The organism is Streptomyces sp. NPDC056734 (assembly GCF_042790455.1).
In the GTDB taxonomy this organism is placed as follows: domain Bacteria; phylum Actinomycetota; class Actinomycetes; order Streptomycetales; family Streptomycetaceae; genus Streptomyces.
The window spans coordinates 299,476-325,518 of record NZ_JBHTZD010000007.1 but is presented as its reverse complement, the minus strand read 5'-3'; the positions used below and the strand labels follow the sequence as shown (position 1 = coordinate 325,518).

18 protein-coding genes, 5 tRNA genes and 1 pseudogene are annotated in these 26,043 nt (G+C 70.5%); 12 read left to right on the top strand and 12 right to left on the bottom strand.

All coding sequences use genetic code 11. From position 1 onward, the window contains the following. The first annotated feature begins 92 nt into the window (after positions 1-92). Positions 93-1,765: pseudogene (xerC, locus tag ACFRFC_RS13545) on the top strand (tyrosine recombinase XerC). Here xerC and ACFRFC_RS13540 read toward each other — a convergent pair. The 4 genes from ACFRFC_RS13540 to ACFRFC_RS13525 form a co-directional block, all read right to left on the bottom strand. Next, a tRNA-Lys gene (locus tag ACFRFC_RS13540) sits at positions 1,763-1,835 on the bottom strand. The pseudogene xerC and the gene ACFRFC_RS13540 sit on opposite strands and share 3 nt — an antisense overlap. A gap of 188 nt (positions 1,836-2,023) precedes the next feature. Continuing rightward, a complete protein-coding gene (locus tag ACFRFC_RS13535) occupies positions 2,024-3,595 on the bottom strand; it encodes an amino acid permease (protein WP_382682233.1) in 1,572 nt (523 codons plus the stop codon). A 133-nt stretch (positions 3,596-3,728) separates the two neighbouring features. Continuing rightward, a complete protein-coding gene (locus tag ACFRFC_RS13530; protein ID WP_382682236.1) occupies positions 3,729-6,194 on the bottom strand; it encodes a DEAD/DEAH box helicase in 2,466 nt (821 codons plus the stop codon). A gap of 287 nt (positions 6,195-6,481) precedes the next feature. Continuing rightward, complete coding sequence (locus tag ACFRFC_RS13525; RefSeq protein WP_382682239.1) at positions 6,482-7,054, bottom strand: hypothetical protein; 573 nt, start codon at positions 7,052-7,054, stop codon at positions 6,482-6,484. A 268-nt stretch (positions 7,055-7,322) separates the two neighbouring features. Between ACFRFC_RS13525 and ACFRFC_RS13520 the strand changes: the two genes are divergently transcribed. The 9 genes from ACFRFC_RS13520 (at position 7,323) to ACFRFC_RS13480 (ending at position 15,752) form a co-directional block, all read left to right on the top strand. Beyond that, the gene (locus tag ACFRFC_RS13520; RefSeq protein ID WP_382682242.1) at positions 7,323-7,673 is read left to right on the top strand and encodes a metallopeptidase family protein; all 351 of its coding nucleotides are present in this window, start codon (positions 7,323-7,325) and stop codon (positions 7,671-7,673) included. Between the two features lie 102 nt (positions 7,674-7,775). After that, positions 7,776-9,425, top strand: coding sequence for a metallophosphoesterase (locus ACFRFC_RS13515; protein WP_382682244.1), 1,650 nt, complete (start codon positions 7,776-7,778; stop codon positions 9,423-9,425). An 80-nt stretch (positions 9,426-9,505) separates the two neighbouring features. Beyond that, positions 9,506-9,578: transfer RNA gene (locus ACFRFC_RS13510), tRNA-Glu, on the top strand. A 37-nt stretch (positions 9,579-9,615) separates the two neighbouring features. Then, positions 9,616-9,690: transfer RNA gene (locus ACFRFC_RS13505), tRNA-Asp, on the top strand. A gap of 24 nt (positions 9,691-9,714) precedes the next feature. After that, positions 9,715-9,788, top strand: a tRNA-Phe gene (locus ACFRFC_RS13500). A gap of 60 nt (positions 9,789-9,848) precedes the next feature. Then, complete coding sequence (locus ACFRFC_RS13495) at positions 9,849-11,108, top strand: SLC13 family permease (RefSeq protein ID WP_382682247.1); 1,260 nt, start codon at positions 9,849-9,851, stop codon at positions 11,106-11,108. Between the two features lie 67 nt (positions 11,109-11,175). Then, positions 11,176-15,165 carry an ATP-dependent RNA helicase HrpA gene (gene hrpA / locus ACFRFC_RS13490; protein ID WP_382682250.1) on the top strand — a complete coding sequence of 1,330 codons (3,990 nt, stop codon included), beginning with the start codon at positions 11,176-11,178 and terminating at the stop codon, positions 15,163-15,165. Positions 15,166-15,259: 94 nt separating this feature from the next. Beyond that, positions 15,260-15,334, top strand: a tRNA-Asp gene (locus ACFRFC_RS13485). Between the two features lie 214 nt (positions 15,335-15,548). Next, positions 15,549-15,752: a DUF6274 family protein gene (locus ACFRFC_RS13480; protein ID WP_382682254.1), complete on the top strand. Its 204-nt coding sequence runs from the start codon at positions 15,549-15,551 to the stop codon at positions 15,750-15,752. 461 nt (positions 15,753-16,213) lie between these two features. Here the strand turns inward: ACFRFC_RS13480 and bldC are convergent, their stop codons facing one another. Together bldC and ACFRFC_RS13470 are read right to left on the bottom strand one after the other, a co-directional pair. Continuing rightward, positions 16,214-16,420 (bottom strand): developmental transcriptional regulator BldC, encoded by a 207-nt coding sequence (gene bldC / locus ACFRFC_RS13475; RefSeq protein WP_003949541.1) that lies wholly within the window; start codon positions 16,418-16,420, stop codon positions 16,214-16,216. Between the two features lie 502 nt (positions 16,421-16,922). Continuing rightward, positions 16,923-17,774, bottom strand: coding sequence for a hypothetical protein (locus ACFRFC_RS13470; protein WP_382682256.1), 852 nt, complete (start codon positions 17,772-17,774; stop codon positions 16,923-16,925). 504 nt (positions 17,775-18,278) lie between these two features. Between ACFRFC_RS13470 and ACFRFC_RS13465 the strand changes: the two genes are divergently transcribed. Next, positions 18,279-19,376 (top strand): Leu/Phe/Val dehydrogenase, encoded by a 1,098-nt coding sequence (locus ACFRFC_RS13465; protein ID WP_382682257.1) that lies wholly within the window; start codon positions 18,279-18,281, stop codon positions 19,374-19,376. A gap of 307 nt (positions 19,377-19,683) precedes the next feature. Next, the gene (locus ACFRFC_RS13460; protein ID WP_382682259.1) at positions 19,684-19,944 is read left to right on the top strand and encodes a DUF3073 domain-containing protein; all 261 of its coding nucleotides are present in this window, start codon (positions 19,684-19,686) and stop codon (positions 19,942-19,944) included. Between the two features lie 137 nt (positions 19,945-20,081). Here ACFRFC_RS13460 and purM read toward each other — a convergent pair whose 3' ends face one another. The 6 genes from purM to ACFRFC_RS13430 all read right to left on the bottom strand — a co-directional run bounded on the left by purM (position 20,082) and on the right by ACFRFC_RS13430 (position 26,021). Further along, on the bottom strand, positions 20,082-21,182 hold the full coding sequence (purM, locus tag ACFRFC_RS13455; protein ID WP_382682261.1) for a phosphoribosylformylglycinamidine cyclo-ligase: 1,101 nt from the start codon (positions 21,180-21,182) through the stop codon (positions 20,082-20,084). A gap of 35 nt (positions 21,183-21,217) precedes the next feature. After that, positions 21,218-22,747: an amidophosphoribosyltransferase gene (purF, locus tag ACFRFC_RS13450; RefSeq protein WP_382682264.1), complete on the bottom strand. Its 1,530-nt coding sequence runs from the start codon at positions 22,745-22,747 to the stop codon at positions 21,218-21,220. A gap of 72 nt (positions 22,748-22,819) precedes the next feature. After that, positions 22,820-23,647 carry an META domain-containing protein gene (locus tag ACFRFC_RS13445; protein ID WP_382682266.1) on the bottom strand — a complete coding sequence of 276 codons (828 nt, stop codon included), beginning with the start codon at positions 23,645-23,647 and terminating at the stop codon, positions 22,820-22,822. A gap of 129 nt (positions 23,648-23,776) precedes the next feature. Further along, entirely contained in the window at positions 23,777-24,580 is an 804-nt protein-coding gene (locus ACFRFC_RS13440; protein ID WP_382682269.1) for a sterol carrier family protein, read from the bottom strand. 41 nt (positions 24,581-24,621) lie between these two features. After that, positions 24,622-25,473 carry a M23 family metallopeptidase gene (locus tag ACFRFC_RS13435; protein WP_382682858.1) on the bottom strand — a complete coding sequence of 284 codons (852 nt, stop codon included), beginning with the start codon at positions 25,471-25,473 and terminating at the stop codon, positions 24,622-24,624. A gap of 38 nt (positions 25,474-25,511) precedes the next feature. Then, positions 25,512-26,021 carry an ArsR/SmtB family transcription factor gene (locus tag ACFRFC_RS13430; RefSeq protein WP_382682272.1) on the bottom strand — a complete coding sequence of 170 codons (510 nt, stop codon included), beginning with the start codon at positions 26,019-26,021 and terminating at the stop codon, positions 25,512-25,514. Positions 26,022-26,043: the final 22 nt, after the last annotated feature.

Here is a 26,043-nt window from a genome sequence, read left to right as displayed (position 1 = left end):
CCCGACCTACCCCACACACTCCACGACGTCGACGAACCCGGCACCAACCCCGAACCCGGCTCCCCAGCCGGCACTGCCCCGTAGGAACGCCTTTGAAGGGCTCCACCCACCGCCGCTGCTACTGCCGCGACCCCCACACCGGAAAACCCCTCGGCAAGCAATGCCCCAAGCTCACCAACCGCAAGCACGGCACCTACTCCGTCCGTCAGGAACTCCTACCCCGCCAAGACGGCACCCGCCGCTCCTTCAGCCGCGCCGGCTACACCACCCTCAAAAACGGCCAGACCGACCTCGACCACGTCCGCGCCCTCATCGCCCTCGCCGAAACCGACGACCCCGAGAACCTCGCCCGCATTGCCGACCTCCTGGAGAAGGTGGCTGACGAGAAGGCACCACTCCCCCACGTGGAAGAGACCCGGCGCCGCCTCAACCACGGCCTAGACCTCACCGGACGCCTCACGGTCGGCGAATGCTCGACCAGTGGTTCGCAGGAAAGCGGCGTCGCAAGACCACGCTGAACAGCTATGGCTCCCACATTCGCGTCCATCTGAAGCCCCGCATCGGCCACGTGCGCCTGGACCGGCTCAACGTCGGCCACCTGGTGGAGATGTTCGACGGCATAGCCGATGACAACGAGACGATCACGGCCGAGAACCAGGCCCGTCGCGAACAGATCGCCCGTTGCAAGCCAAGCAAACCAGGACGGCCCGCTGGAGCCGAACGACAGCTCCTCGCGGCCGAACGAGCCAAGCTCGCCGAGATGAAGCCCTTCCGGAAGATCACGGGCCCGACCAGCCGCCAGGCCATCCGCCGCACCCTCCGCACGGCACTGAACGCGGCGATCGCCCAGCAGTTGATCACCTTCAACCCGGCGTCCCATGTCGAACTGGAATCCGGCAAACGCCCGAAACCACTCCTGTGGACCGAGGAACGCGTACGACGCTGGCGCGAGACCGGTGAAGTCCCCGGCCCGGTCATGGTGTGGACCCCACAGCAGTTCGGCGCCTTCCTCGACGCAGCCGAAGGCGACCGCCTGTACGCGATCTTCCACCTCATGGGCACCCGCGGTCTCCGTCGCGGCGAGGCGGTCGGCCAGGACTGGCACGAAGTCGACCTCGACGCCGGCCTCATCACACCCGCCAAGGAGATTGTGGTGGACGGCTGGGACCCCTACGAGTCCGAGCCCAGGACGGACGGCAGCGCCAACACGATCGCGCTCGACAGCACGACCATCTCCGAACTGCGCGACCACAAAGCCCGCCAGGAGAAGGAGCGCGCGGAGTGGGGCGAAGCCTGGCATGACACCGGCAAGGTTTTCACCAAGGAAGACGGCTCCTGGCTACACCCGGAGACCGTCTCCGAGACCTTCCGCCGCGTCCTCGCCACGACCGACCTGCCTCCCATCACCCTGCGAGACCTGCGTCACGTCGCCGCGACGCTCACACACGGAGGCGGCGGCGACATCCACACAGTGAAGGAGACACTCCGGCACTCCACGATCACGCTGACCTCGGACACGTACACGAGCCTGCTCCCTGAGCTGGACCGCGAGATCGCCGAGAAGGCAGCCAAGCTGATCCCCGGTCGCGCAGGGCAACTGCCGATTCGTCCGCTCAAGCGGCGCCCCATCCGCAGGCCACGCCCACATCCGCTCACGCATCGCTCACGCAGTGGCTCGAAAACGAGGAAGCGCCCGAGTCGACCGAAGCCGACCCGGACGCTGCGTAGCAGGTCAGAGGGCATATCCCCCGCCTACAACTCGTAGGCCCTGTGGGACTCGAACCCACAACCAATGGATTAAAAGTCCACTGCTCTGCCAATTGAGCTAAGGGCCCACTCAGTGCTGCGTGATGTTGCCTCCCCGAGCATAGCCGGAGCGGGCCGCGTCTCCGATCGGGTATCGGGACACGGCCCGGCGCACGGGTGAAGAGGGACGAGGCAATCAGCCGAGGGAGCCACAGACGAGCCAAAGCCAGACAGAAACCTCTACGCCCTACCGTCCCCTACCGTCCCCACCCGCCCCCTACGGATCCACCCCACCCCCGGCCCCCACCCGAGACCCAGCCTCCCCCTCCCCCGAACGGGAACCACCCCCATCGCCGGAACCGCCCCCCACCCCCGCCCGCAAGAACCACCGCCGAGCCGAAACCCCCCACCACCCCGCCGCGAACCCCAGCACCACCAGCACAGCCACCGGCGCGTAGTTGAACGTCTCCCACGTCACCGGGGACACCTGCGGAAGCATGAACAGGACCGTGATCACGCCGACCCAGGCGACCGCGACCACCCCCACCACCCGCGACCAGCGCCCCAGATGCCACGGCCCCCGTTCGAACGCCTCGCCCTTGCGCAGTCGCAGGAGGGTGGGGATGACGTACGCGATGTAGAGACCGATCACGGCGATCGAGGTGACCGCCGCGTACGCGGTGACATTGATCAGGTACGGCAGCCCCAGCACCAGCGCCCCGCCCGCCGCCAGCCACACCGCCGCCACCGGCGTACGGGTGCGCGGGCTCACGGTGCGCCAGACGCGGGAGAAGGGGAGGGCGCCGTCGCGGGAGAACGCGTAGATCATCCGGCTGTTGGCCGTCACCGACGCCATCCCGCAGAACAACTGCGCCCCGATCACCACCAGCAGCAACAGCTTCCCGGCGGTCACGCCCAGCGCGTCCAGCAGGATCTGGGCCGGCGGCGCCCCCGTCGGAGACGTCAGCGCGCCCTCGTACGACTGGATGGCGAAGGTGAAGCCGAGGAGCAGGACGAAGCCGGCGATCCAGGAGGTCCAGATCGCCCGCACGATCCCCTTCGGGCCCGCCGTCGAGGCGTCGTGCGTCTCCTCGGTCATATGGGCGGACGCGTCGTAGCCCGTGAAGGTGTACTGCGCCATCAGCAGCCCCAGCAGCACCACGTACAGCGCGCTGCCCCACCCCGTGTTGTTCACGAACTCGCCGAAGACGAACGACGCCGACTGATGGCGGTCGGGGACGAACGCCAGCGCCCCCACGATCACCCCAACCCCCGCCACGTGCCACCACACGCTGACGCTGTTGAGGAAGGCGACGATCCGCACACCGAAGGTGTTCAGCAGACCATGGAGCACGAGGATCCCCGCGAAGAGGAGGATCGTGCGCCCGGGCGTCACCTCGAAGCCGAACTGGAGGTTCAGATACGCGCCGAGGAAGGACGCGGCCCCGAAGTCGACCCCCGCGGTCACCGCGATCTGCCCGAGCACGTTGAACCAGCCCGTGAACCACGCCCAGGCCGCGGCCGTACGTTCCGGAGCCAGCCGGTACGCCCAGAAGTACAGGCCCGCCGAGGTCGGGTACGCCGAGCAGATCTCGGCCATCGCCAGCCCCACGAAGAGGGTCATCAGGCCGACCCCGACCCAGCCCCAGGTGATCACGGCCGGGCCGCCGGTGTTCATGCCGAACAGATACAGCGTCAGGCAGCCGGACAGCACCGAGATGATCGTGAAGGAGACCGCGTAGTTGGAGAACGCCGACATGCGGCGGGCGAGCACCTGCGTATAGCCGAGCTGAGCCAGCCGTTCCTCGTCGGTGAGCCCACTCGCCTTGACGCCGTCTACGTCTGTCATGCCCCCAGCAATTCCCCCATCAAGGTCGTGACACACGTCACAACTTGACCCCATGGATCAGAAGAGGGAGCAGAACGTGAAAGGGCCCGTACGACCGAAGTCGTACGGGCCCTCACATCATCGGATTCAACCGTCAGCCGTTGCGCTTCCAGCGCGGCTTGTCGTCCCGGCGGCCGAAGGTGCCCGTGCCGGTACCGGTGCCGGTACCACCACGGTGGTCGTCGCGGCGACCGGTCGGACGCTCGTGCCCACCGGCCCGGAAGCCGGGGCGGTCACCCTGCCGGTCGCGGTTGAACGGCCGGTCGCTGCCCCGGTGCCCGCCCCGCTCGTCCCGCCGCTCGAAGGGGCGCGCGGGACGGTCGTCCCGACGGAAGCCACCCCGGTCATCGCGCCGCTGCTCGAACGAACGGCCACCCCGGTCGTCCCGACGGTCGTCCCGCCGGTCATCACGGCGATCGTCCCGACGCTCGAAGGAACGTCCGCCACGGTCGTCGCGCCGGTCACGGTTGCTGTCCCGGTCGTCCCGACGGAAACCACCACGGTCGTCCCGCCGCTGCTCGAACGAACGGCCACCCCGGTCATCCCGACGGTCATCACGGCGGTCGTCGCGACGCTCGAAGGTACGTCCGCCACGGTCGTCCCGCCGGTCGGAGGAGCGACCCCCACGGTCGTCGCGCCGGTCACGGCTGCTGTCCCGGTCGTCCCGACGGAAACCACCACGGTCATCCCGCCGCTGCTCGAACGAACGGCCACCCCGGTCATCCCGCCGGTCATCCCGCCGGAAGCCACCACGGTCGTCCCGCCGGTCATCACGGCGATCGTCGCGACGCTCCGGCCGCTCAGCGCGCTCAGGCCGCTCAGCCCGCTCGTACGACGACGAACCCGTCCCCGTCCGCTGCTCCGTCTCCCGCGCCACCGGCTGCTCGGGCACCGACACGGACGCCGGAGCCACCGCTCCCGCCTCCGCCTCCGTCGCCGGCTCCGCCACCACGGACCGCGCCTCGGTGATCGCCGTCTCCGGGTCCTCACCGCGCTCCCGGGCCGCGCGGGCGGTCAGCCGGTCGGCCTCGCCGCGCAGCTCGGTCGCGCGCCGCTGCGCCCGCTCCAGCTCCTTGGTGAGCTGGGTCACCTCACGCTCGGCCTGCTGAGCGGCGTTCCCGGCGGACTCGGCCTGGACCTCGGTCATCGAACGGGCACCGGTGATCTCGGCGACCTCCGGTTCGAACGCGCCCGCGCTCTGGATGATGTGGCGCGAGGCGTCGACGCCCGCGTCCTCCATCAGCCGGAAGATCTGCCGGCGCTGGTGCGGCAGCGAGAGGGAGACGACGGTGCCGGTACGGCCCGCGCGGGCGGTACGGCCGGCCCGGTGCAGGTAGTCCTTGTGGTCACCGGCCGGGTCCACGTTCAGGACGAGGTCGATGCCGTCGACGTGGATGCCGCGCGCGGCGACATCCGTGGCGACCAGGACATTGACGTACCCGTCCTTGAAGTCGGCCAGCGTCCGGGTGCGCGCACCCTGCGTCATGCCGCCGTGCAGCGCCTCGGCCTTGGCGCCCGCGTCCCGCAGCTGCTCGGCGACCCGGTCGGCGCCGAGCTGGGTGCGGACGAAGATGATGGTGCGGCCCCTGCGGGAGGCGATCGCGGCGGTGACCGGCGCCTTGTCCTTGGGCTTCACGATCAGGATGTGGTGGGACATGGTCGTCACCGCGCCCTGCGCCGCGTCGACCTCGTGCAGGACGGGCGCGTCGAGGTAGCGGTCGACGAGAGTCTTGATCTCGTTCTCCATGGTCGCGGAGAACAGCATCCGCTGACCGCCCGCCGGAATCTGGTCCAGCAGCTCGGTGACCTCGGGCAGGAAGCCCAGGTCGGACATCTGGTCGGCCTCGTCGAGGACGGCGATCCGCACGTCCTCCAGGGAGCAGGCGCCACGGTTGATGATGTCCCGCAGCCGCCCGGGGGTGGCGACGAGGATGTCGACGCCCTTCTCCAGGGCGTAGATCTGGTTGCCCATGGACGTACCGCCGCAGACCACCTTCATCCGCAGGCCCAGGACATCGCCGTACGGCTGGAGCGCGTCGGCGACCTGCATGGCCAGCTCGCGGGTGGGGGTGAGGATGACGGCGCGGGGCTTCTTGCGCTCGGTACGGCCGCCGGCGAGCGTGGCCAGGGTCGGCAGCCCGAAGGAGAGGGTCTTGCCGGAACCGGTACGGCCCCGGCCGAGAATGTCCTTGCCCTCCAGCGCGTCCGGGATGGTCGCGGCCTGGATCGGGAAGGGGACGGTCACGCCGTTCTGCGCGAGCTTGCGCACGACACCCTCGGGAAGACCGAGGGTGCTGAAGGTGATCTCGGGCTCGGCGTCCGGGTCGGCGGCGGTGTCGCCACCGTCGGTGTCGGCGTCACCCTCACCGTCGGTGTCGAGGCTGTCGGCCGCTTCGGCCTGGGCATCGCCCTCAAGGTCAGTCTGGGCCTCGACCGGAGTGTCGGCCTGGGCCTCAACCTGAGCGTCGGCCTGGGTCTCGGCCTGGGTGTCGTCCTGGAACGCGCCCTCAGGGGCACCGTCCTCGGGTACGACGACGTGATCGGCAGTGGAAATGGACATGCGAATGCGAAACCTTCCGGAGTCTCGTCGGCACGCGCCCGTCAACTCCGTGATTCGCACCACGACCGCCTCAATGCGGTCTGCCACGGCAAGGGAGAGAACGCGCCACACGGCGCGCTCTGCGATGGCGCCGGGCAAATGGGATCAAACGATCTACCACCATACGCACCCGAAGCCCGGCTAGGCAAATCGATACCCCGCCCCCGCCACCCCGCCCATCAAACCGGCTCATCACACCGGCCCGCACAGCAGCGTCCAACCCCTACGCCCGCCCCAACATCCGCCCCTCACACCGGCACCCCCGCCTGCGGCGCCGGCTCCCGTTGCACCAGTTGCGGGCCCGTCTGCTCGTGCGCGGAGGACGACGGCTCGGCGACCGTCGGCTCGGGCGAGGCGGGCGGCTCCGGCGACGGATCCGGCGGCTGCGGCTCCTCGGTCGTACGGGTCGGCGTCGGCAGCGGTTTGGGCGGCACCGGATCACCGCCCGGCGCGACCGTCCGTCCGGGGCCGGCCGGCGCCGGTGCGGAGGCACCCGGCAGGGCCGACGCGGACGCCGACGGCGCCCCCGACTCCCCCGGCTCACCCTCGTCCTCGTCGCCGTCCCCGTCCGCGTCCTTCTTCCGCCCGTCCTCGCCGCCCCCGTGCCCGTCCGGGGCGCCGCCCGCCGCCCCGCCGCCGAATCCGACGCCATCGCCCGGGACCACGACGCCCCCGTCGGGCGCCTCGCCGCCCTGCTGCCCCGCCGACTGCGACGGTTCGGCCCGCCGGCCTTCGTCGTCGCCGACGCTCATACAGCCGGCAGCCGCGGCGACGGCCACCACGGCGGCGGCCAGGCGGACGGGAACGTACAAGGAGCGCACGAGAGCCACCTCCGAGGGGGTGAACGAAGTCAACGTGCCCAACTCCCCCCGCCCGCAGGAGGACACGCGCGCGGTACGCCCTTGTCCCACGCCCTCCCCGATCTCACCCGAACCCCACCCGAACCCCACCCGAATTCCACCGGAACCCCACCGGAACCCCACTCGGACGACGCCCTGCCGACACCCCGACGATGTCCCCGCAACGCCCCGGCGCCGCCCGAAATCCCGTATCCGCCCCGTTCCCCCGCCCATCCCGGACAATGAACGTGTGCTGGAGATGACACGCGAGACGTTCGAAGAGCTGGTGAGCGAGGCGCTGGACCGGATCCCGCCCGAGCTGACGCGGGTCATGGACAACGTGGCGGTGTTCGTGGAGGACGAACCCGCCCCCGACGACCCCGACCTGCTGGGCCTGTACGAGGGGACCCCGCTCACCGAGCGCGGCGAGTGGTACGCCGGGGTGCTGCCGGACCGGATCAGCATCTACATGGGCCCCACCCTGCGCTACTGCGAGACCCCCGAGGACGTGGTCCACGAGGTGGCGGTGACCGTCATCCACGAGGTGGCCCACCACTTCGGCATCGAGGACGAACGCCTCCACGAACTCGGCTGGGGCTGACCCCCGGACCCCATCCCTCTCAGGAGCCCCCCAGACCCCCCAGGCCCCCCATACGGCATACGTCACCGCATATCCGCCCTCGAACATGGGCATACGGGATCAATGGCCCGCGTCCCCGACCGCCTCCGCCGCCGCACCCCGAAGAAGCCCCGCCCGCTCCCCCAGCCGGTCCTCGAACTCGTACCGCAGACCAGGCCCTGGATCCGGGGCCTGGGTCTGATAGCGGTCGTGATGCTGGGCGCGTGGCTCGGGCTGCTGGTCGTCGGGAATGTGCGGGTGCCGATCGGGCCGATGGACACGACGATGACCCTGCGCCCGTCCACCAGCGGCGGCACGAAGATCAACGTGTCCCCGCTCGGGGCGCTGCACCTGGACAGCCATGTCGCGCCGGTCCGGCTGGACGTGAACGTCGACCAGCTGGACCCGGTCCGCTCCCAGGCCCTGGTGGACCACCCGGAGCGGCTCTCCGGCCTCCAGGAGGAGGTCGCCCAGGACGTCAGCCACGGCGCCCTCGACCTGGCGGTGCGCTCCTGCGTCGCCGTGGTGGTCGGCGCGACCGCCCTCGGCCTGGTGGTCTACCGCCGCCCACGCCGCGCGCTCGGGGCCGGCGGCCTCGCCCTCGCGCTGCTGGGGGCGTCGGCCGGGACGGCGTACGCCACCTGGAACCCGAAGTCGGTCCTGGAGCCGCGCTTCTCGGGCCTGCTCTCCTCGGCACCCTCCGTGGTCGGCGACGCGCGCAGCATCGTCACGGAGTTCGACGTCTACCAGAAGGAGCTGGCCAGGCTGGTGACGAACGTGACCAAGCTGTACGACGCCACCTCCACGCTCCCCGCGTACGCGCCCGACCCGTCCACGATCCGGGTGCTGCATGTCTCGGACATCCATCTGAACCCGGCGAGCTGGAAGATCATCGGCTCGCTGGTGGAGCAGTACAAGGTGAATGTGATCGTGGACTCCGGCGACACCATGGACCACGGCTCGGCGGCGGAGAACGGCTTCCTGGACCCGATCGAGGACCTGGGGGCGCCCTATGTCTGGGTCCGCGGCAATCACGACTCGGGCCTCACCCAGGAGTACCTGGAGGACCTCAAGAACGTCCACGTCCTGGACGACGGCCGCGCGGTGACCGTGGCCGGGCTGCGCTTCGCGGGGATGGGCGACCCGCAGTTCAGCCCGGACCGAACGGCCACGCAGGGCGGCGAGCAGTCCCAGACGCTGGCCGGCGCCCGCCTCGCCTCCGCGCTGCGCGACCAGCGGCAGGCGGGTACGCCGGTGGACATCGCCATCGCCCACGAGCCGGACGCCGCCCGCGAGACGGACGGCGAGGTCCCTCTCGTCCTCGCCGGCCACCTGCACCACCAGGAGATGGAGGTGATGCGGTACGGCACCCGGCTGCGGATCGAGGGCACGACGGGCGGCAGCGGTCTGCGCGCCCTGGAGCAGAAGAACCCCGACCCCATCGAGGCCTCGATCCTCTACTTCGACCGCGACACCCGCCGCCTCCAGGCCTGGGACGAGATCCGTCTGGGCGGTCTGGGCCTGACCACGGCGGAGGTCAGCCGCCACCTCCCGGAGGAGAACCGGCCAGGAGCCACCCCGTCCCCCACGGAGTCCTCGACGGGGACCACGGCACCCTCTCCGGCGACCACAGACCCCTCCGCGGCCACCCCGAGCACTCCGGCCGCCACCCTGGACACCCGAACCCCGCCGGGCGCCACAACCCCCCAACCCGGCCCCCCACCCTCCCCGTAAACCGTTTTGGCGATACCTCCCGCCATCCCATATGCTTCTCACGTCCCCGACGCGCTGAGAAGCGCCCAGGCGGGCCGATAGCCCTCATCGTCTAGCGGCCTAGGACGCCGCCCTTTCAAGGCGGTAGCACGGGTTCGAATCCCGTTGGGGGCACGCAACACCGTGTGCGACACTGTCGTACACAACGCTTGGTCCTGTGGAGCAGCTTGGAGTGCTCGCCACCCTGTCAAGGTGGAGGCCGCGGGTTCAAATCCCGTCAGGACCGCTGGTGTTTCACGTGAAACACCGTGGCTGGGTAGCTCAGTTGGTACGAGCGTCCGCCTGAAAAGCGGAAGGTCGCCGGTTCGACCCCGGCCCCAGCCACCGCAGCCCCTCTTCTTCACGGAAGGGGGGCTTTTTCGTGTCGTGGGCCGGGCTGCGGGGATGATCGACGCCGTGGTCCTGGAAACCGTCTCCGTCGTGGCGCTGGTCGTCGTGCTGGTGGGTGCCGTCGTGCGGCCCTTTCGGTGGCCCGAGGCGGTGGTCGCGGTGCCGGTCGCCGGGGTGGTGGTCGGCAGTGGGGCGATCTCGGTCGATGCCGTGCGGGAGGAGGTCGCGCGGCTCGGGCCCGTCGTGGGGTTTCTGGCGGCCGTGCTGGTGCTGGCGAAGCTCTGTGCCGACGAGGGGCTCTTCCATGCCTGCGGGACCTGGATGGCTCGGTGGGCGCGGCGGCGGCCCCGGCGGCTGCTCGGGGCGGTGTTCGGGCTGGCTTCGGTCATCACGGCCGCGCTCAGTCTGGACGCCACCGTCGTGCTGCTCACGCCCGTCGTGTTCGCCACGGCCGCGCGGATGGGAGCCCAGCCCAAGCCGCAGGTGTACGCCAGTGCGCATCTGTCCAACACGGCGTCCCTGCTGCTGCCGGTCTCCAATCTGACCAATCTGCTCGCCTTCGCCGCCACGGGGCTGTCGTTCACGCGGTTCGCGGTGCTGATGTTTCTGCCGTGGGTGGCGGCCATCGCCGTCGAGTACGTCGTTTTCCGTCGGTTCTTCCGGCAGGATCTGGACGCCGTCGCCGAGCCCGTCCAGGCCGAGGAGCCCGTGGAGGTTCCGCTGTTCGCGCTGGTCACCGTTGGTGCCACGCTCGGCGGGTTCGCCGTCGCCTCCGGTGCCGGGATCGATCCCGCGTGGGCCGCGGCGGCCGGCGCGGGTGTGATGGCCGTGCGCGCGCTGGTCCGGCGGCACACCACCCCGCTCGCCGTGCTGCGCGCCGCCGATCCGCTGTTCCTGGCGTTCGTGCTGGCCCTCGGGATCGTCGTCCGGGCGGTCGTCGACAACGGGCTCGGCGACGCGCTCGACGGACTGCTGCCCGACGGCACCGGCCTGGCCGCCCTGCTCGGCACCGCCGCCGTCGCCGCGCTGCTCGCCAACCTGATCAACAATCTGCCCGCGGTGCTCGCCCTGGTCCCGCTGGCCGCGCCCGCCGGGCCCGGGGCGGTCCTCGCCGTGCTCCTCGGGGTCAATATCGGGCCGAACCTCACCTACGCCGGGTCGCTCGCCACCCTGCTGTGGCGGCGGATCGCCCATCGGCACGATCACGAGGTGGCGTTGCGGGAGTTCACGCTGCTCGGGCTGCTCACCGTGCCCGCCGCGCTGCTCGCGGCCGTCCTCGCGCTGTGGGTCGCGCTGCTGACCATCGGCCCGTGACACGCGGAAGGTCCAGGTCAATAAGCGATAGCCAGTGTTTTCCGTGAGGTGAGATCCTGGGACGCGTATGTCTACGCACCCCGCCCCCGCCCTCGGCGCTCTCGCCCCCCGTCTGACCGACCTGTCGCTGCGTGATGCGCACCGGCTCGGACGGCGGCTCGAAGGTGCCCGCAAGATCCGTAAGCCGGAGGCGCGGGCCGCCGTGCTCGCCGAGATCGAGGCGGAGGTCGAGAAGGCGGCAGGCCGGATGGCCGAGCGTCGTTCCCGGGTGCCGGCCGTCACCTACCCCGAGCAGCTGCCGGTCAGCCAGAAGAAGGACGTGATCGCCGACGCGATCCGCGACCACCAGGTCGTGATCGTCGCCGGTGAGACCGGGTCCGGGAAGACCACGCAGATCCCCAAGATCTGTATGGAGCTGGGGCGTGGGGTGCGCGGCATGATCGGGCACACCCAGCCCCGCCGGATCGCCGCCCGGACCGTCGCCGAGCGGGTCGCCGAGGAGCTGGACACGCCCCTCGGCGAGGCCGTCGGCTGGAAGGTGCGGTTCACCGACCAGGTGAACCCCGAGGCCACCTTCGTCAAACTGATGACCGACGGCATCCTGCTCGCCGAGATCCAGACCGACGGCGAGCTGCGCGCCTACGACACGATCATCATCGACGAGGCCCATGAGCGGTCCCTCAACATCGACTTCCTGCTCGGGTATCTGGCGCAGCTGCTGCCCAAGCGGCCGGACCTGAAAGTCGTCATCACCTCGGCCACCATCGATCCCGAGCGGTTCTCCCGGCACTTCGGCCAGGCCCCGATCATCGAGGTCAGCGGCCGTACGTACCCGGTCGAGGTGCGCTACCGGCCGCTGCTGGAGGAGGACTCCGAGGACAGCGACCGCGATCAGATCACCGCGATCATCGATGCCGTCGAGGAGCTTCAGGGCGAGGGGAAGGGCGACATCCTCGTCTTTCTCTCCGGTGAGCGGGAGATCCGGGACACCGCCGACGCGCTGATCAAGAAGGCGTTCCGGTTCACCGAGGTCCTGCCGCTGTACGCGCGGCTGTCGCACGCCGAGCAGCACCGGGTCTTCCAGCCGCACACCGGCCGCAGGATCGTGCTGGCCACCAATGTCGCCGAGACCTCGCTGACCGTCCCGGGCATCAAGTACGTCATCGACCCCGGCTTCGCCCGGATCTCGCGCTACAGCCATCGCACCAAGGTCCAGCGGCTGCCCATCGAGGCGATCTCGCAGGCCAGCGCCAATCAGCGCAAGGGCCGCTGCGGCCGTACGTCGGACGGCATCTGCATCCGCCTCTACGACGAGGACGACTTCCTCGCCCGCCCGGAGTTCACGGACGCCGAGATCCTGCGGACGAACCTCGCCTCCGTCATCCTCCAGATGACCGCGGCCGGCCTCGGCGACATCGAGAAGTTCCCCTTCATCGACCCGCCGGACCACCGCAACATCCGCGACGGCGTGCAGCTCCTCCAGGAGCTGGGCGCGATCGACGCCACGGAGAAGGACGCCCGCAAGCGGCTCACCGACACCGGGCGCAAGCTCGCCCAGCTGCCGGTGGACCCGCGGCTCGCGCGGATGGTCCTGGAGGCGGACCGCAACGGCTGTGCCCGCGAGGTCATGGTCATAGCCGCCGCGCTGTCCATCCAGGACCCGCGCGAGCGCCCCGCCGAGAAACAGACCCAGGCCGACCAGCAGCACGCCCGCTTCCGGGACGAGACCAGCGACTTCCTCGCCTATCTCAATCTCTGGCGGTACGTCCGCGAGCAGCAGAAGGAGCGCGGCTCGTCCTCCTTCCGGCGGATGTGCAAGCAGGAGTATCTGAACTTCCTGCGGATCCGTGAGTGGCAGGACATCTACACCCAGCTGCGGACCGTCGCAAGACAGCTCGGCATCCATCTCAACGAGGACGACGCCCCCGGCGACCGCATCCATGTCTCCCTGCTCGCCGGGCTCCTCTCCCATATCGGGATGAAGGACGTGAAGGAGTCCAAGGACGCGAAGGAGACGAAGGGGGCCAAGGACACCGCCCGCCGGGAGCGCGGCGAGTATCTCGGCGCCCGAGGCGCCAAGTTCGCGATCTTCCCCGGCTCGGCGCTCTTCAAGAAGCCGCCGCGGTTCGTGATGTCGGCGGAGCTGGTGGAGACCTCCCGGCTCTGGGCCCGCGTCAACGCGAGGATCGAGCCCGAGTGGGTCGAGCCGCTCGCCGAGCACCTCCTCAAGCGCACCTACAGCGAACCGCACTGGGAGAAGGACCAGGCCGCGGTGATGGCGTACGAGAAGGTCACGCTGTACGGCGTCCCGATCGTCGCCCAGCGCAAGGTGAACTACGGCCGGATCGACCCCGAGACCTCCCGCGAGCTGTTCATCCGCAACGCGCTGGTCGAGGGCGACTGGCGCACCCACCACAAGTTCTACGCCGACAACCGCAAGCTCCTCACCGAGGTGGAGGAGCTGGAGCACCGGGCCCGGCGCCGGGACATCCTGGTCGACGACGAGACGCTGTTCGACTTCTACGACCAGCGGGTGCCCGGCGATGTGGTGTCCGGCGCGCACTTCGACTCCTGGTGGAAGCACCAGCGGCACGAGCAGCCCGACTTCCTCGACTTCGCGCGGGAGATGCTCGTCCGGGAGTCGGCCCAGGCGGTCACCAAGGCCGACTATCCGGACAACTGGCGTCAGGGCCCGCTGAAGTTCCGGGTGACGTACCAGTTCGAGCCGGGCGCGGACGCCGACGGGGTCACCGTCCATGTCCCGCTCCAGGTCCTCAACCAGGTCACGGACGAGGGCTTCGACTGGCAGATCCCGGGCCTGCGGGCCGAGGTCGTCACGGAGCTGATCCGCTCCCTGCCCAAGCCGATCCGCCGCAACTACGTTCCCGCCCCGGACTTCGCCCGGCGTTTCCTGGACCGGGCGGTGCCCTTGCAGGAGCCGCTGACCCTCACCCTGGCCCGCGAGCTGAAGCGGATGGTCGGCGTCCCCTTCGACGCCGAGGACTTCGACTGGGCGAAGGTGCCGGATCATCTCCGCATCACCTTCCGGATCGTGGACGAGCGGCGCCGCAACCTGGCCGAGGACAAGGACCTGGAGGCCCTGCGGCTCCGGCTGAAGCCCCGGGCCCGCCAGGCGCTCTCCCAGGCCGCCGCGGCCACCGCGTCCCGCCAGGGCGGCGAGTCCCTGGAGCGCACGGGCCTGACCGACTGGACGATCGGCGCGCTCACCCGCGTCTTCGAGACCCGCCGGGCCGGCCAGCCGGTGAAGGCGTACCCGGCGCTGGTGGACGACGGCGACACCGTCTCCGTACGCCTCTTCGACACCGAGGCCGAGCAGGCCGAGGCCATGTGGCGGGGCACCCGGCGGCTGATCCTGCGCAACATCCCGGTCAACCCGGCGAAGTTCGCCTCCGAGAAGCTGACCAACCCGCAGAAGCTCGCCCTGTCGGCGAACCCGCACGGCTCGATCCAGGCCCTGTTCGACGACTGCGCCACGGCGGCGGCGGACCGGCTGATCGCCGATTTCGGCGGCCCGGCGTGGGACGAGGAGTCGTACCGCAAGCTGTACGACAAGGTGCGCGCCGAGATCGTGGACACCACGGTCCGTACGGTCGCCCAGGTGCAGCAGGTGCTGGCCGCCTGGCAGGCCGCTGAGCGCCGTCTGAAGGGCGTACGCAGCGCCGTGCTGGTGGCGAACCTGGCGGACGTCAGGGCGCAGCTGGACGGGCTTGTGCGGCCGGGGTTCGTGACGGCGACGGGGCTCGGGCGGCTGCCGCATCTGGTGCGCTATCTGATCGCGGTGGACCGCCGGCTCCAGCAGATGGCGACGAACGCCCAGCGGGACACGGCCCGGATGCAGAAGGTCCACGAGATGCAGGACGAGCACGCCTGGCTGCTGGAGCAGCTGCCCCGGGGGCGGCCGGTGCCGTCCGCCGTCCGGGAGATCCGCTGGATGATCGAGGAGCTGCGCGTCAGCTATTTCGCGCACGCGCTGGGGACGGCGTATCCCGTCTCGGACAAGCGGATCGTGAAGGCGATCGACGCCGCCGCCGGGTGACGGCGGCGGCACGCTGGGTGAGTTCGACCGGTGGGCTCCCCCTCCTGTACAGTCCTTCTCGCAGCGCAACGCACCGAAAAGCGCCGCAAAACCTGGTCCTGTGGAGCAGCTTGGAGTGCTCGCCACCCTGTCAAGGTGGAGGCCGCGGGTTCAAATCCCGTCAGGACCGCAGAAGAACAACCGCACCAGAAGAACCGCAGAAGAAGAGAAGACGCAGCAAAGGCCCGCACCCGTCGAGGGTGGCGGGCCTTTTTCATGCCCGCTGACGGCACCGGCGCCGACATCCCTTCTTGACGGCCGTCTTGACGCCCGCGACCTGGGTGGGTACCCAGGAGAGCAAGGGCCGTTCCACCCGGGCCCCCGGTGGAGCGTGGAGGTGGCGTATGCCGGCATCGGCCAGGCACGAGACGCGGGCGCTGCTCCGCGCGCATCTGGCGGCCGCGTCGTCCTACCGGCACCTGACGCGTCACTGCCCCATCTGTCACCGCCTGCTGCGCCTCGCGATGGACGGCACGCCCCCGGCACCGGCCACCCTGGTGGCCGACAGCGACGGCGACCGCGGCCAGGACGGGAGTCCCCCGACCTGACGACCAGCGGCCGGCGCCGCTCCGGCTCCCGCGCACAGCGCCGGAACACGCGCATCCACTAGCGCAGATACGCCAGTGGCAACAAGTACCCTGGCATGTGACGGTAGTCACCGCGAGATTTTCCAAAACCATGGGGCTTACCGCACCCCTACAACTAGTCAATTTAATATGTGCAATTGCACCCCCCTTGTGAGGGGTGCCCCGGCTGTTCCGACAGCCCTCCCCAGACTCCCACAAGGCCGCGCACAGGCTGCTCCACACCTCGACCACCGGGGCACAAAAAAGATCGCGCTGGACCCGGCGGAGTCCAGCGCGATCGACGACGCACCCTGTTGATGTTCAGTTGCTGTGCAGTGCTTGGGCGTGGGTTCTGTTGGGGCAGTTCCCGCGTCGCTTGGAGCTAGGGTTTCGGGCGTTGCGGCGGGTTGGGGGACCTACCGATCTGCCCGGTATTGAGTTGTTCAGGCTTCGCTGCGCTGCTGAGGGATGCCCGCGAGCAGTGCGCGGACTTCGGCCTCGCGGTAGCGGCGGTGCCCGCCGAGCGTGCGGATGGACGTAAGCTTTCCGGCCTTCGCCCACCGCGTGACCGTCTTCGGGTCGACACGGAACATCGTGGCGACCTCAGCCGGGGTCAGCAGCGGCTCGGCATCAGGGGTGCGAGCGGTCATGAGCGGCCTCCTCGGGAGAACCGATCGTTCTCGGTTCTTTCCTCTAAATTCTGCACCTTGACCCGCGTTGCCCGAAATGGCGGACGCGAGTCGAGTCGGTTATAGGACGAACGGCTTGTCCTCGGCACTACAACTACACCATCTGTCCAGCCGCGTCGGCCAAACCGATGGAATTGCCCTCCCAGGTGTTCATCAGCGACGGAAGCCGATGGACCATGCCATAGCGGACAGTCACGCCACTGTGACGATCAGTCACAGGGCGATCAGGAGTCACGAGACCCCCCAAAGCATGCAATGCTCAGAAAGAGCCCTCCCCGGGCTCCTTGTCCTATTTTGGCATGAGGAGGGGTACGGGAGGCAAGAGCCGCGTACGTGCGGTCTGTCACGCTTGACACAAAAGCCCGGATCGGGACCTACGTCCCGTCAACTCCCGGACACGCGGTCGACCGTACGCGGTATCCCACCTCAAAAACGTGTGACTTGCCTCACATATTCTGGGCTGTCAGTTCGCCGAACGCAGATCGCGCACCGAGCGCCAGCGCTCCACCAGCCGCGCGTACGCCCGCGCCGCCGCCTCACCGTCGCCCTTGCGCAGCGCCTCGATCCCCTCGGCCACATCCGCCGCCGAGTGATCGTCCTCCAGCTCGCCGGCCGGCAGGGCGTGCACCAGACCGCCGTAGTCCAGCTCGACCAGCGAGCGCGGATGGAACTCCTCCAGCCAGCGCCCGACCTCCACCACACCCTCGACCAGCGGCCCCTCGTCCACCGTGTCCCGCAGGGTGCGCAGCGCGCGGGCCACCCGGCGCCGGGCCTGCACCATCGGGGTGCGGTAGCGCAGCACCGGCACCTCGCCGGCCCCGTCGGCCGCCGCCTTCGCGTACTCCCGCTCGTCGTCGGCGACCAGCACGAACCAGTTCAGCGGCACCTGCCAGGTCGCCGTGCGGATCCACGGCCGGGCGTCCGGGTGGCCGGCCAGCCAGCGCTCGTAGTCCTGGGCCGCCTGGTGGCGCACCAGCGGCGGCAGCACCGCGTCCAGCACCGGCGCCGGGAACTCCGCCGCCAGCTCGCCCAGCGCCTGCCAGCCACGCAGCCGGGTGCGCCACGGGCAGACATGGACCACGCCGTCCGCCTCCAGCACAAAGGCGTCCGGGCTCTCGTGCACCGGCACCGCGATCGGCGGGGTGGGCAGCAAGTCCGCCAGCGAGCGACGCAGTTCGTCCTGGTACGAGGGACGGTCCGAGCGCCGGGCGTAGCGCGCCCAGTGGCCGCGCTCCCGCTCCGGGAAGGCCGCCAGCGGCTCGTACACCCGCAGGTACGCCGCGTACGGGACGATCACCGAGGACACCTTGGGCACGCCTGCTCCCTCCCCCGAGGCCTGCCGGGGAAAACTGCGGGACCCGCACCCAGACGTGCGGGAAAACTATCCAGATCGTCGCACGGACGTACCCCATGGGGAGGTGATCCCGGGCACTGCGCGGCCGACGGGCCGACGGGGATCGGGGGGTCCGCCGTCCGGATCGGCCCGGCCGTGGGGCGCCGTGCGGTTCGTCCGACCCGAGCGGGGCCGAAGGTGCGCACCGGAGCCCGCGAGGCCGGGGATGATCCAATCGACAGGCCCTGGGGCGTGTCTGACCATTCCCGTCGTCGCCCGGAGGGCGGCGCCGCGGGGTCAGGTGCGTGCTCTCGGTGTGCCGGGCACGAGCTCTCGTACTGGTTGTACGTGGGCTTGTGCCCGGTGCGGCGAGAGCGCGTGCATGGCGTCGCGGGGCAGACGGGAATGGTCAGACAGGCCCTAGTCTCGTCCCGTACGGCCCACCGGCCGTGCCACCCGCCGCTACTTGCTTCAGGAGTCACCACCGTGACCGATGTGACCGGCGCACCCGCTGATGTCCTGCACACCCTGTTCCACTCGGACCAGGGAGGCCATGAGCAGGTCGTGCTCTGCCAGGACCGTGCCAGCGGCCTCAAGGCCGTGATCGCCCTCCACTCCACCGCCCTCGGCCCCGCCCTGGGCGGCACGCGCTTCTACCCCTACGCCACCGAGGCGGAGGCCGTCGCCGACGCGCTCAACCTCGCCCGCGGAATGTCCTACAAGAACGCCATGGCCGGGCTCGACCACGGCGGCGGCAAGGCCGTGATCATCGGAGACCCCGAGAAGATCAAGACCGAACAGCTGCTGCTCGCCTACGGCCGTTTCGTGGCCTCCCTCGGCGGCCGGTACGTCACCGCCTGCGATGTCGGTACGTATGTGGCCGACATGGACGTCGTCGCCCGGGAGTGCCGCTGGACGACCGGCCGTTCGCCCGAGAACGGCGGCGCCGGCGACTCCTCCGTGCTCACCGCCTTCGGCGTCTACCAGGGCATGCGGGCCAGCGCCCAGCACCTGTGGGGCGACCCCGCGCTGCGCGGCCGGCGGGTCGGGGTCGCGGGCGTGGGCAAGGTCGGCCACCACCTGGTGGAGCACCTGGTCGCGGAGGGCGCCGAGATCTTCGTGACCGATGTGCGCGAGGACGCCGTACGGCGGATCACCGAGCGCCACCCGCGGGTGCGGGCCGTGGCCGGCACCGAGGAGCTGATCCGGGTCGAGGATCTCGCGATCTACGCCCCCTGCGCGCTGGGCGGGGCCCTGAGCGACGCGTCCGTGCCGGTGCTGACCGCCGAGGTGGTGTGCGGGGCGGCCAACAACCAGCTCGCCCACCCGGGCGTCGAGAAGGACCTCGCCGACCGCGGGATCCTCTACGCGCCCGACTACGTGGTGAACGCGGGCGGGGTCATCCAGGTCGCCGACGAACTGCACGGCTTCGACTTCGAGCGGTGCCGGGCGAAGGCCGCGACGATCTACGACACCACGCTCGCGATCTTCGCACGTGCGAAGGAAGACGGTGTTCCGCCGGCCGCCGCGGCCGACCGGATCGCCGAGCAGCGGATGCACGAGGCCGCCGCGGCCCGCCGCTGACGCGGGCGGTTCACAGCGGTCTCGAATGTTTGCGCGGTACCCGCCGGCGGGTTGTTGGAGAGAACTCTCACTCCGACCGGCGGGTCGTGCTCCGATAAGTGGTTAAAATCGCCACTGACCAGCGAGGACAGGGCTCCTCGACGGTTGTGTGCACACGCCCTTCCTGCGGGCGACGTACCGTATGGGCGTGGGCTCAGGTACCGTGGAAGCCCTACGGACCGGTCTCTCTGCGGAGAGCCCGTTCCGGATCATGAACGCGTGTCAAGACTCTGGGGCCGTCGAGCCCCGTCGTTGAGGGGGTCGAGCCATGGGGCGCGGCCGGGCCAAGGCCAAGCAGACGAAGGTCGCCCGCCAGCTGAAGTACAACAGCGGTGGGACGGATCTCTCACGCCTGGCTGAGGAGCTGGGCGCATCGACAGCGAATCCACCGCCGCCAAGCACGGGCGGCGAGCAATTCGAGGACGATGAGCACGGCGAAGACTTGTATTCACGCTATGCCGACCTCTATGAGGACGACGACGAGGAGGACGGGGACAGCCAGTCCTCGCAACACCGTCGCGGCGCGTGATGCCAGCAGCGGCTTAGCCGTTTCATCCCGGTCCGGGTTCAGCACCGGACCGGGATTTGTGCTGCTTTCGGGGCCTGCGCGTCGCAGTCGGCGCAGGCACACCCCCGTCGGCCCCTGGCTCAGCTCCTGGGCGGTTCCTAGTCGGTGTGGTCGCCCACCAGCTTCGCGCCGGTGGTCTCCTCGCCGCGGTCGGTGATCTCGCCGGCCACCCATGCCTCGACGCCGCGGTCCGCCAGGGTGGCCAGGGCCACGTCCGCCGAGTCCTGGGGGACGATCGCGATCATCCCGACGCCCATGTTCAGGGTCTTCTCCAGCTCCAGGCGCTCGACGGAGCCCGTGCGGGCGACCAGGTCGAAGATCGGGGCCGGGGTCCAGGTGGAGCGGTCGACAACGGCGTGCAGGGTGTCGGGGACGACCCGGGCGAGGTTCGCCGCGAGTCCGCCGCCGGTCACATGGGAGAAGGCGTGGACGTCCGTGGTGCGGGTCAGCGCCAGGCAGTCCAGGGAGTAGATCTTGGTGGGCTCCAGCAGCTCCGCGCCCAGTGTGCGGCCGAGGTCGGCGATCTCGGCGTCCAGGGCGAGCCCGGCCCGCTCCAGCAGCACATGGCGGACCAGGGAGTATCCATTGGAGTGAAGACCGGAGGACGCCATGGCGATCACCGCATCACCCGTACGGATGCGATCCGGGCCGAGCAGCCGGTCGGCCTCCACGACGCCCGTACCGGCGCCCGCCACGTCGAAGTCGTCCTCGCCCAGCAGACCCGGGTGTTCGGCGGTCTCGCCGCCGATCAGGGCGCAGCCGGCCAGCACACAGCCCTCGGCGATGCCCTTGACGATGGCGGCGACCCGCTCGGGGTGGACCTTGCCGACGCAGATGTAGTCGGTCATGAACAGCGGCTCGGCGCCGCACACCACGATGTCGTCCATGACCATGGCGACCAGGTCGTGGCCGATGGTGTCGTACACACCGAGCCGGCGGGCGATGTCGACCTTGGTGCCCACGCCGTCGGTGGCGGAGGCCAGCAGGGGGCGCTCGTAGCGCTTGAGGGCGGAGGCGTCGAAGAGGCCGGCGAAGCCGCCGAGGCCGCCGAGGACCTCGGGGCGCCGCGTCTTCTTCACCCACTCCTTCATCAGCTCCACCGCGCGGTCGCCCGCCTCGATGTCGACGCCGGCGGCGGCGTAGGAAGCACCGGCCAGGGCGCCCGTCGCCGGCGGCGAGGGGTCGGACACAGAAGACATTGCCTGGGAATCTTTCGGGTTGGTTGCTGCGGGGCTTACGGGCGACGGATCGCGTCGGCCGCGGCCGTGGCTGCCGGACCGGCGGCCAGCTCGGTCTCCAGCAGCTGCTTGCCGAGCAGCTCCGGGTCCGGAAGCTCCATGGGGTACTCGCCGTCGAAGCAGGCGCGGCACAGGTTCGGCTTGGCGATGGTGGTCGCCTCGATCATGCCGTCGATGGAGATGTAGGAGAGGGAGTCGGCGCCCAGCGAGGTGCCGATCTCGTCGACCGTCATGCCGTTGGCGATCAGCTCGGCGCGGGTGGCGAAGTCGATACCGAAGAAGCAGGGCCACTTGACGGGCGGCGACGAGATCCGGATGTGGACCTCGGCCGCGCCGGCCTCGCGCAGCATGCGCACCAGGGCCCGCTGGGTGTTGCCGCGCACGATCGAGTCGTCCACGACGACCAGGCGCTTGCCCTTGATGACGTCCTTCAGCGGGTTCAGCTTGAGGCGGATACCGAGCTGGCGGATGGTCTGGGAGGGCTGGATGAACGTACGGCCGACATAGGCGTTCTTCACCAGGCCGTTGCCGAAGGGGATGCCGGACGCCTCCGCGTAGCCGATCGCGGCGGGGGTGCCGGACTCCGGGGTCGCTATGACGAGGTCGGCCTCGGCCGGGGCTTCCTTCGCCAGCCGGCGGCCCATCTCGACGCGGCTCGCGTAGACGTTGCGCCCGGCGATGTCGGTGTCGGGGCGGGCCAGATACACGTACTCGAAGACACAGCCCTTGGGCTTCGCTTCTGCGAAGCGGGAGGTGCGCAGGCCGTTCTGGTCGACGGCGATGAACTCGCCCGGCTCTATCTCGCGGACGAAGCTGGCGCCGCAGATGTCGAGGGCGGCGGACTCGGAGGCGACGACCCAGCCGCGCTCCAGGCGGCCGAGGACCAGCGGGCGGATGCCCTGCGGGTCGCGGGCCGCGTAGAGGGTGTGCTCGTCCATGAAGACGAGGCTGAAGGCGCCCTTGACCTGCGGGAGGACCGAGTGGGCGGCCTCCTCGATGGTGAGCGGCCGGCCGTCGGTGTCCGCCTGGGCGGCGAGCAGCGCGGTCAGCAGGTCGGTGTCGTTGGTGGCCGCGACGCGCGGGACCCGGCCGCCCTCCTGCTTGGGGAGGTCGGCGACCATCTCGGCGAGCTGGGCGGTATTGACCAGGTTGCCGTTGTGCCCGAGGGCGATGGACCCGTGGGCGGTGGCGCGGAACGTCGGCTGGGCGTTCTCCCAGACGGAGGCGCCGGTGGTCGAGTAGCGGGCGTGACCGACCGCGATATGACCCTGGAGGGAACCGAGCGAGGTTTCGTCGAAGACCTGGGAGACCAGGCCCATGTCCTTGAAGACGAGGATCTGTGAGCCGTTGCTGACCGCGATTCCCGCGGATTCCTGGCCTCGATGCTGGAGGGCGTAGAGCCCGAAGTAAGTGAGCTTGGCGACCTCTTCGCCCGGAGCCCAGACGCCGAAGACGCCGCAAGCGTCCTGGGGGCCTTTCTCACCGGGGAGCAGATCATGACTGAGTCGACCGTCACCACGTGGCACGGCACCGAGTGTAGGCGAGATCGACCACTGGTCCGAATTGGGGAACGGGAAATTCCTTCGCCGCGCAAACGATCATTGATCCGCGACGGCCGTCACCGTTTCGCCGTTCTCGCTGGTCAGCGTGAGGGTGCGATGGTCGAGGCGGTATTCGGCCGTGGCATCGAAGAGGCGCAGCAGCGTCTTCTCGGTGTCCATGAGTGAGGCGTCGCACATCATTCGGGTCGTCGACGGCGTGCCGAGAGTGATAACGCCGTCGCCGACCGTCGCCTGCGCGTTCACCTGGTTGCAGCCCAGGTTTCCGCTGACGGCTCCCGTCTCGCGGTCGAAGGTGAGGTGGGGTGCGGCCGGTCCGGGCAGGGAGCCGGTGGTGGAGTCGGCGCCGGTGGCACCGAGTGCCGTTACGTTCCATTTCGTGCCGTACAGCCCCGCGGGCCGCTCCTCGGTGAGGCGGACCGTGTCCCCGGCGTCGGTGGTGAGGGTGAGGCGGTCGCCGGTGATCTCGGTGGTGAGGGCGCCCGCGGCGAGGGTGGCCGCGAGGGTCCGCTCGAAGGCCATCGGCTCGTCGGCGCAGGCCATCTCGGTCATGGTGGCGTCGCCGAGGCGCACCCGGTCGCCGTCGAATTCGGCCTGGGCGGTGAAGTGGTTGCATCCGTAGTTGCCCTGGGCCCCGCCGCCGGCGTCGATGGTGACGTGGGCGCCGGCCGGGGCGTCCTGGGTGGTGCCGTCGACGGTGACGCTCTCGACGTTCCAGTGCACCCCGGTCACGGGCGGGGGTGCGCCCACCGAGGCGGAGCCGCTGCGGTCGGTGCCGCAGGCGGCGGCCAGCGGGAGGAGGGCGACCGCCGTCAGGGTCAGCCGCCGGGTCTTCCCGGACGGGTCCAGCTGCTTTTTCCGGTACATGTCCGTTCGACGGGAGGGGTGGGGGGATCGGTTCCGTCCGCCGCCGGGGGCGGGGGGAGGATCGGTTCCGTCCGCCGCCGGGGACGGGGGGTATCGGTTCGGTCCGCCGCCGGGGGGGCGCCGCCGCCCTCAGCGCATCAGGGGCAGCAGCGCGGAGAGGTCCGCCCGCTCGCCGCTCGCGCTCACCTTGGCGTCCGCGAGCGCGTCCGGCCAGGTCAGCCGCCCGGTGGCGAGGCGGATCCAGGTCAGCGGGTCGGTCTCCACGACGTTGGGCGGCGTGCCCCGGGTGTGCCGGGGCCCTTCGACGCACTGCACCACGGCGAACGGCGGGATCCGCACCTCGGTCGCACCGCCGGGGGCCTTCGCGGCGAGGGTGTCGGCCAGCACCCGGGTGCAGATGGCCAGGGCCTGCCGGTCGTACGGGATCGCCAGCTCCGGCACGGCGGCGTTCAGGTCGTCGGTGTGGACGACCAGCTCGATCACGCGGGTCACCAGGAAATCGGTGAGGGTCATCGCGGCGGACTGCAAGTCGACGATCCGGGTCTGCGGGTGGGCGACCTCGGCGAGACGGGCGGTCAGGTCGTCCCCGGTGGTGGCGTACAGGGCGGTCAGGTCGGGGTGGGCGGCGGCCAGGCGCCGGGTGCCCTCGGCGACGGACTCGGCGGACAGGACGGTGGCCGCCGGGTGGTCGAGCAGCGCGGTGTCCGCTTTGGCCGGTGCCTCGCGGGCCAGGGCGCGGCCGGTGGCGGCGACCGTCAGGGCGAGGTGCGCGGCCAGCTCGCGCACGGTCCAGTCACCGAGCCGGGTGGGACGCGCGAGCCGCTCGTCGTCCAGCTCCCGCACGGCGTCGCGGACCTGCCCGAACTGGGTGAGCACGGCCGCGCGGGTCTTGGCGGGGTCGTAGGCGCGGGGGCGCTTGGTGGCCGGGGGCATGGGGAGAGCCTATGCGGGGGCGACGGGGGAGGGGTGTGCGGTTATTTCGGGGCCGGGGCGGGCTGTTCCCAGGGGGCCTGGAACGTCTCCCGGTTGCGCGGCACGCCGATCCCCCGCCAGTGGAACGGGATACCCCGGGCGGCCACCGGATCCGGTCCGTCCATCAGCTGGAAGTGCAGATGCGGCTCGGTGGAGTTGCCGGAGTTTCCGCAGTGGGCGAGAGGTTCCCCGGCCCGCACCCGGTCGCCCTCGCGGACCGTGACCGAGCCCTGCTTCAGATGGGCGTACAGGGCGTAGTGGCCGTCGCCGAGGTCCAGTACGAGGTGGTTGCCGAGGATGCGATGGGCGCCGGTCAGTTCCCGCACGGTCGCCTCGATGATCATCAGGTAGACCAGCGCGGGCAGCGAGTTGCGGCTGAGGTGGTCGCGCTGGCCGTCGCTCACGCGGACGACGGTGGCGTCGGCGACGGAGACCAGCGGGGCGTCGAAGGCGGGGAAGTCGGTGTTGCGGCGGGTCATGGGCCACAGGAGGCGGAAGGCGGGGCGGGTGCGGGGCTCTGCCTCCGGGTCGGGCTCGGCGACGATGTCGATGGCGTAGGTCTGGGCGTAGGAGTGGACGCCGTGGCTCGGGGTGCGGTCGGCCGGGCTGTTCAGGGCGGACCAGCGGCCGGTGACGGGCGGGCCGACCTCCACCGGCTCGCGGGCGAGACGTGCGCTGTCGGGGGCGCCGCCCCAGCGATTGCCGACGATGACGACGACGTACGCCAGGACCAGCGGGGACAGGGTCAGCCACCAGGGGTCGAACAGGTCGAAGGTGACATCGGCGATCACCAGGGCGAGGAAGACGAGCAGCAGCCAGCGGAAGGCGGTCATGGCGAGTTTGCGGGCGGTCATCGGGTCCCCCTTGAGGTCTCCTGGAGCTGCGGTCGTGGTCATAGGCGGGCCAGCGTCAGCGCCACCAGCAGGGGTACGACCCTGGCCGGCGGTACCTCGTGGCGGCCCCGGCCGCTGGTGTGCAGCCAGCCTGCGGAGGTGAGCTGGCGCAGGTGGTGGTAGATCTGGCCGGTGGTGCCGACGCCGTCCAGCTCGGCGAGTTCGGCGGCGGTGCGCCGGCCGCCGATGATCTCGCGCAGCAGCCGCAGCCGGACGGGGTGGCCGAGGGCGGCGAAGGCGTCGGCGGTCTCCGTCCAGTCGCCCTCCATCAGCCCCGAGGTCAGCCGGCCGTACTGCCACTCGTAGTACTCACCGCCGGGCAGCCGGACCGCGCCGGTGTACAGCACGCCCCCGTCGGCCGCCTCCAGCTCCGCGAGCTGGGCCTTGAGCCCTTCCAGTGCCCAGAAGTCGCCCTCGCCGAAGCGGGATCCGGTGGGGGCGGCGGCCTCCAGCGCGGCGAGCCGGCGTTCGAGGTCGGTGACGCGCTGTTCCAGGGTCGGGTCGTTCACGGGGTTGAGATTACGGAAGTAC

What these genes read in the sequence shown, in the direction of transcription:
- ACFRFC_RS13515 (WP_382682244.1), top strand. Translation starts at nt 7,776, where the DNA reads ATGGCCCGCGTCCCCGACCGCCTCCGCCGCCGCACCCCGAAGAAGCCC.
- hrpA (WP_382682250.1), top strand. Translation starts at nt 11,176, where the DNA reads ATGTCTACGCACCCCGCCCCCGCCCTCGGCGCTCTCGCCCCCCGTCTG.
- bldC (WP_003949541.1), bottom strand. Translation starts at nt 16,420, where the DNA reads ATGACCGCTCGCACCCCTGATGCCGAGCCGCTGCTGACCCCGGCTGAG.
- ACFRFC_RS13480 (WP_382682254.1), top strand. Translation starts at nt 15,549, where the DNA reads ATGCCGGCATCGGCCAGGCACGAGACGCGGGCGCTGCTCCGCGCGCAT.
- ACFRFC_RS13535 (WP_382682233.1), bottom strand. Translation starts at nt 3,595, where the DNA reads ATGACAGACGTAGACGGCGTCAAGGCGAGTGGGCTCACCGACGAGGAA.
- ACFRFC_RS13440 (WP_382682269.1), bottom strand. Translation starts at nt 24,580, where the DNA reads ATGCCCCCGGCCACCAAGCGCCCCCGCGCCTACGACCCCGCCAAGACC.
- ACFRFC_RS13445 (WP_382682266.1), bottom strand. Translation starts at nt 23,647, where the DNA reads ATGTACCGGAAAAAGCAGCTGGACCCGTCCGGGAAGACCCGGCGGCTG.
- ACFRFC_RS13460 (WP_382682259.1), top strand. Translation starts at nt 19,684, where the DNA reads ATGGGGCGCGGCCGGGCCAAGGCCAAGCAGACGAAGGTCGCCCGCCAG.
- ACFRFC_RS13435 (WP_382682858.1), bottom strand. Translation starts at nt 25,473, where the DNA reads ATGACCGCCCGCAAACTCGCCATGACCGCCTTCCGCTGGCTGCTGCTC.
- ACFRFC_RS13530 (WP_382682236.1), bottom strand. Translation starts at nt 6,194, where the DNA reads ATGTCCATTTCCACTGCCGATCACGTCGTCGTACCCGAGGACGGTGCC.
- purM (WP_382682261.1), bottom strand. Translation starts at nt 21,182, where the DNA reads ATGTCTTCTGTGTCCGACCCCTCGCCGCCGGCGACGGGCGCCCTGGCC.
- ACFRFC_RS13495 (WP_382682247.1), top strand. Translation starts at nt 9,849, where the DNA reads ATGATCGACGCCGTGGTCCTGGAAACCGTCTCCGTCGTGGCGCTGGTC.